This is a genomic window from Fructobacillus ficulneus (assembly GCF_001047075.2).
In the GTDB taxonomy this organism is placed as follows: Bacteria; Bacillota; Bacilli; order Lactobacillales; family Lactobacillaceae; genus Fructobacillus; species Fructobacillus ficulneus.
In genome coordinates, this window is sequence record NZ_DF968005.1 from 292,436 (window position 1) to 299,145 (window position 6,710).

Here is a 6,710-nt window from a genome sequence, read left to right on the forward strand (position 1 = left end):
TAAGCCAAGTATTCTTCGTAAATGGTATCGAAGTCCAATGGCTCGTGGTCGTAAACCTTTGTTAAGAAGAGGTTCTTAACCTTTAACGCTTGCGTTAAGCGCTTCTTCAAAACCTCGGCATCCAACAAATCCGCAATCCGGATTCCAATCCGGTCGAGCTTATCTTGGTAGGCTGGACCGATACCCTTGTGGGTCGTTCCAATCTTTTCAGCCTTGAGTCCTTCTTGGAGTTCGTCGAAGAGAGGGTGGTAAGGCATAATGACATGGGCCCGTGATGAGACCTTTAAATTATGAACGGTAACACCGTTTTCCTTTAAATAGTTAATTTCATTAAATAGAGTTGCTGGGTTGACCACCACCCCGTTACCAATCACGTTCGTGACTTGGGGGAGAAAAATTCCGGATGGAATTAATTGGACGTGCAGCTTTTTGCCATCGATAACTAGCGTATGACCAGCATTGTCACCTCCGGCGTAGCGGACAACGAAGTCGGCCTTTTGACTCAAAAAGTCTGTTATTTTACCTTTACCTTCGTCACCCCATTGGGCGCCGGCAATCACGATTGAAGACATGGTTTACCTCTTTTATCCTTTATTGGTCATCTTTTGACCAAGAGATAGTATACGGGTAATCGTTCTCGAAATCAAGGGATAATTCGGAAATATTCGGTAAATAATGTTCGGATTCTACATAAAATTCGATTATTTTATAAATAGTTCGTATTTTTGGCAAAAATTATGTATACTATTCTTGCACGTTTGATAAAAAAGGAGAGTCACACAAATGTTAGACCGTTATAGCCGACCCGCCATGCGCGAGATTTGGTCCTTGCAAAATCAATACCAAACTTGGTTAGATGTTGAAATCGCCATTGATGAAGCCTGGTCAAAGTTGGGCGAAATCCCAGCCGAAGACGTTGAAAAGATTCGTCAAAACGCCACGTTCGATGTTGCCCGGATTGAAGAGATTGAAGCAGTAACGCACCATGATATTGTTGCCTTTACCCGAACAGTTTCTGAATCATTAGGGGATGAAAAGAAGTGGGTCCACTTTGGGATTACCAGTACGGATGTTGTCGATACAGCCTACGGTGTTCGTTTGAAGCAAGCCAACGCCATCTTAGAAGAAGACTTGGAAAACTTCATCGCCGTTTTGAAGAAGCAGGCCTTGGCTTATAAGGATACGGTTATGATTGGCCGGACCCATGGTGTTCAAGCGGAACCAACAACCTTCGGTTTGAAGATTGCTCGTTTCTATTCAGAAATGGAACGAAACTTGGACCGCTTTAAGCGCGCTGCTCGTGGTGTTGAAGCCGGTAAAATTTCCGGTGCTGTCGGAACTTTCGCTAACATTCCACCTGAAATTGAAGAACATGTTTGTCAAACGTTGGGCTTGCACGCCCAAGAAATTTCTTCCCAGGTCTTGCCTCGTGACCTCCACGCCGACTATATGAGTACTTTGGCCTTGATTGCCTCAAGTATGGAAGGCTTTGCGATTGAAATTCGTTCATTGCAACGATCAGAAATTCATGAAGTCGAAGAACGCTTTGCCAAGGGGCAAAAGGGTTCATCAGCCATGCCACACAAGCGAAACCCAATCGGTTCTGAAAACATCTGTGGTTTGGCCCGCGTTATCCGTGGCCAAATGGTGACGGCTTACGAAAACATTCCATTGTGGCATGAACGTGACATCTCTCATTCATCAGCCGAACGAATGATTTTGCCCGACAGTACCTCATTGTTGGACTACATGCTCAACCGTTTCATGAAGATTATCGATAACTTGACGGTTTTCCCAGAACGGATGAAGTCTAACATGGACTTGACGCACGGCTTGATTTACAGCCAACGGGTCTTGTTGAAGTTGATTGAGACGGGGATGGCCCGCGAAACGGCCTACGATTTGGTTCAACCTTTGACAGCCCGGTCATGGGACGAAGGTTTGTCCTTCAAGACCTTGGTTGAAGAAAACCCAACAATCACGGCTCATTTGTCACAGGCTGAAATCGATGATGCCTTCGACTACCATTACCACCTCCAACAAGTTGACACGATTTTTGCTCGTTTGGGCTTGCTAGATTAAATTCATTTAAAATTAACAAAGACCAGGGTTGCCATTTTTAGGCGACCCTGGTCTTTTTCTGTTGAAATTTTAAAATTTAGTTTTGCTTTAATTTCTTTTTGTTATCATTTATTACACGAATGTGCCGTGTTTAGAATGCAGATTAAAAATAAAAAGGCCGAATTGACGGCCTTTGTTGAAAGAAATCGAGTAAAATAGCGGTTTCTATTTGAATTTTATCTAAATAAGTATACAATATAAATATGACAATACTGTTTCAAAAGTTTAAGAGAGGTGCTTAAATTGACTAAATTCCATAATCTTGTAACTAGAAAACAACATTATAAGATGTATAAAGCGGGTAAGTTCTGGGTGATGTCCAGCTTGGTCGTTGGTTTTTTGGCCATGAGTGCACAGCACCACGCCCACGTTCAAGCCGATGAGGGCAAGGATAAGGCGGCATTAGCGCCAGCCAGCCAAGTCACATCATCTACTCTAAACAACTCCACATCAGACCAGGGGTCCAGTCTGTCCAATAGTACAAGCTCAAGCACGAGCGATTCGACTAGTCAAAAGGAACAACAATCACAGAGCATAAGCACATCGCTTGCGAACAGCAGCTCTGTTACTAAGAATAACCAGGGTTCACAAAGTGCCACAGTAACGGCCCAGGGTGAACAAAACCAGTCGAATAGCAGCAGTACAACAACGGCAACTGATCAAAATCAAGACAAAACCAGTAGTACCTTGCAGGTGGACACCAGTTCATTGGCAACCGGAACGACTGGTACTTTGACGAGCAATCTTTTACAGTCAACGCAGACTTTGAATGTTGCTACAACTGACACAATTGTTGATTCAGATGGTCTTTCATACCGTGATAACTTAGCAACGGCCAGCCAAACACCCCAGCCTGGTACTGTTCAAGCTCAAGCGGATGATTCGACTTCTCGGTCACAGTTTAACCAAAATCTGGCCAGCAACGATGCATCGAATACGAATGCTCAAAATGCTTCAAGTATCACGGTGCCAAAGCCTACTCAATTGACGAATCTTGACCAGAATAAGCAAACTGCTCAAACAAATAAAACATATGCTGATGTTGGTTCTTGGGCCGACTTCCAGAAGGCTTACACAAATAACAATATTAGTTATATCAATGTTACTAAGAGCTTCAATTCGACAGATCCGAATAACTATAATTCTTTGACTGAACGAACTGGTAGCCTGATTATTAATGGAAATGGCTATACCATTAACTTGGGCCAGTCTGCCTTGCGGACGGGTCAGTCACCAATCGCAGCTTCGAATGCTAGTGGTGGGTCAGTTCTGACGATTACCAATTTGAACTTGCAGCAATATAATACCGGTGGCAACCAAACCGGCGATTCCGGTAAGACCGGTCGTCCTGATGCTGCCATTGATGCCTATGCGTCAGATAATTCTTATGGTGGCTGGACATATAACCTGGATAATGTGACCTTGTCAACTCCTGATGCTAATAGTGGTCAACCTTTGCGGTTGTTAGATGCTGAAGGTTCTTATGCTGTCTTGTCAGGAACAGTGACAGCTAACGTTCGGCAAGAAATGATGAATATCAGTAAGGTCGACATCGTCAATGGCGCAAATGTGACCTTGAACCGGGTTAATGGTGCTAGTTTCAATGGTGCCACAATGTTCAACTTTTCGGCCAATAACCCTAACCAGTCGGTCAAGGCGAATGCCACGGGTTCCGACCACCGCTTTACGGTCGGGGATGGGGCAATGGTCACAGGAAATGAGTTGACTCGGACTAATAAAGCAGATGGAGCAACTTATTACGGTTTAGTTAATGGCAATTATTCAGGTATGTACGTTGGAGATAATGTCACTTGGACACTAAATCGTTTTCAGACATTTATTAACCAACAAACTGATAATGCTAGTTACTATCAAAATAACCGCCAATATAATTTTGGACGGAATTTCACAATCAATATCACCGATAACGTTGATACTAGTGGGAGTAACTTAGTTGGTATTACCGGTCGAGATTTCATTAAAACCTTAGATAATACGAATACCAATATCTATTTTGCGCCAGGCTTTTCATTGGCAATTAATCAAATTAATCAGCAATCAACGTTTGTACTTGGAGCGGGTACTCAAGTCGTGATGAATGCACCAAAGAATTTTCATCCAGGATTATTTGACATGGGGTATGATGGTGGAATCGATGGAAAAAATCCAGGAGGATATTACTTAGGCGGAGGATTATTTTCTATTGGCAATAACGCTAGTTTTACAATTTTAAATGCTAATACTAGCTTTTGGGATGATAAAACTTCGAGTACTCCTAATACAAGTAATTACCGTCCAAATCGCAATTTAGCAGTTGGAGGTTCTTTTGTTGTAACCAGCAATAAAACAACGAATACAGATGCAACTGGTAAAGTAACTGCAACTTCGACTAATGCTATCCGTGAAGTTTGGGCTCAAAACGCCCAAAACGGTGCTGTTCAACTCCAATATATTGACCAAAATGGTAACTTGGTTAACACCGTTAATGTGCCTACCAATGGGGCGCAAAATTTTGTGAGCCAACAGATTAATTTGGCAAGCACGCCTTATGCCATAACAAACATGCCCAAGGGCTATGCTTGGGCAATGCCAAGTACCTTAAAGGCCAACCAAACCCAAGCAACGACTGCAATCATCCCAGTTTCTGGTCAAACTAACGTTTACACGATTTATGTCCTTGGACTGCCAGAAACGGTGCAATACCAATACGTTGATTCAGCCACAAATACCGTCCTTTCAGGACAAACAACAGGTCAAACCGGAACAGAAGGTTCGACGGCTGGTTTAGTGACCGCTAATTACGGGAACGTGATTGATTTTACAAATGGTTATTACACCACGACGAATGCTCCAACTGGCTACCATTACGACACAACTAATGCCAACCAACCAAAATCAGTCAAGGTAACGGATAACAATGGTTTAGTGACAATTTACGTCGCTGGAAACCCTAAGTCAGCAAAAATTGTTTATCAAGATGATAAGGGCAACACTTTGTCGCCGGACTCTGGTCAGAGCATTACAGGGGTAACTGGTCAAACCATTAACAACTTGCCACAACCAAGTGTTAGTGGTTACTCAATTATGACAACCAAGGTCAACGGGAATGTTGTTGATCCAACCAAGCCATTTACTTTTGGTTTGAATGACACAGTTACCTTTATTTATCAGACCAATGCCGATCGACGGACGACCTTGATTAATCAGTTGAACCAAGCTGCCAGTGATGCCAAGGGAAAGGTGACAGCTGACCCAACATTGACAACAGCTGACCAAAACAAACAACTTTCTGCCATTGATAGCAGCGTTCAAGCATCGACGGCCACGATTAACAATACAAATGGTAATAGCATCAACGATGTCTATGCACAGGCTGTGGCACAATTAGCCCCATATCCAAGTCATGGGGTTGATTTGGCGACCCAAAGAGCCACCTATATTGATAAATTAAACAAAGCTGACTCTGACAAACAGACAGCTATTAATAAGCAGGCCGATTTAAATGATGCGGACAAGACTGCACAATTAGGCACACTGCAAAGTACTTTGGCGGATGGAATCGCTGCGATCAATGGTGCTACGAATGCGCAAGGTATTTTGGACCAGTACACCGATTACAGCGGACAAATTAATGCCTATCCAATCATTAAGAAAACCCTTGCTGCTCAAAAGACTAGCAATCAGGCGTTGATTAATAGTTGGGCGCAAAATGTCCAAAATGATATTTCCGCTGACGCAACTCTTTCGAGTGATGAAAAGTCGAGTCAGACACAAGCTGTCACAGATTTGGCCAAAAAGTTTAATGACAACATCACGAACGCAGCTGATGCCCAGCACTTGTTAGACTATATGGCTACGAGCCAACCAGCCACATTGCAGCAACAATTACAAAACCTGCACACGGCTGGTGAAGGCGTTGACCAACGCAAGACCGATGCCAAGGGTCAGATTGATACCGAAGCAGGAACAATTAAGACAAAAATCCAAATTGATCCAACGATTTTGGAGGCCACTCGGACAACTCAATTGGCCAACTTAGACAAGGCAGTTTCTGATGCCAAAGCCAATATTGATAAGCAGACGACTGCTGATACGGTTAATGCTGCCTTAACAGCGGGAAAGGCTGCGGTTGATGGAGCCAGTGTTCCAGGTCTATCCGTGGATACGCAGAAGACCAATGCTAAAACACAAATCGATACCCAGGTAACAACAACCAAGAACAGTATTAGTTCTGATACGAACTTGACGCAGGCCCGTCGTGATTACCAAAACAATTTGGTTGATACAGCAGCGACCGCTGCCAAAACGGCTATTGATCAAGCTGGAAATGCCCAACAAATTGCTGATGCGACCAGCCAAGGCATCAAAGACGTTTCATCGAAGTATGAAACAGGTAGTTCGATTAATCAGGCCATTCAAGATGCCCTACAAGGGCTGAGTCAAAAGAACACTAGTGTTACGAATTCAATTACGAATGAAGTGACTTTGAGTGATGCGGAAAAAGCCAGTCAAAAAGCAACCTTACTGTCCGCTTACAATACGGCTCAGGGTAACGTTAATAGTGCTTTGACGGCCGCCGCTGCAACTGC

At 43.5% G+C, this 6,710-nt stretch carries 3 protein-coding genes and 1 pseudogene; 3 read left to right on the forward strand and 1 reads right to left on the reverse strand.

The window, feature by feature from the left end; all coding sequences use genetic code 11:
• On the reverse strand, positions 1-572 hold a 572-nt coding region (locus AOQ29_RS08195; RefSeq protein ID WP_242977418.1), incomplete at its 3' end, for an adenylosuccinate synthetase.
• A gap of 211 nt (positions 573-783) precedes the next feature.
• On the opposite strand from AOQ29_RS08195, the gene purB reads away from it, so the two are divergent.
• The 3 genes and pseudogenes from purB to AOQ29_RS06110 all read left to right on the forward strand — a co-directional run.
• Complete coding sequence (gene purB / locus AOQ29_RS06105; protein WP_061993610.1) at positions 784-2,082, forward strand: adenylosuccinate lyase; 1,299 nt, start codon at positions 784-786, stop codon at positions 2,080-2,082.
• A gap of 273 nt (positions 2,083-2,355) precedes the next feature.
• A pseudogene (locus AOQ29_RS08410) lies at positions 2,356-2,454 on the forward strand (KxYKxGKxW signal peptide domain-containing protein); the annotation flags it as partial.
• A gap of 12 nt (positions 2,455-2,466) precedes the next feature.
• On the forward strand, positions 2,467-6,710 hold a 4,244-nt coding region (locus AOQ29_RS06110; RefSeq protein WP_242977419.1), incomplete at its 3' end, for a beta strand repeat-containing protein.

Excerpts from the sequence above, each read along its gene's own strand:
- purB (WP_061993610.1), top strand. The coding sequence starts at position 784 with ATGTTAGACCGTTATAGCCGACCCGCCATGCGCGAGATTTGGTCCTTG.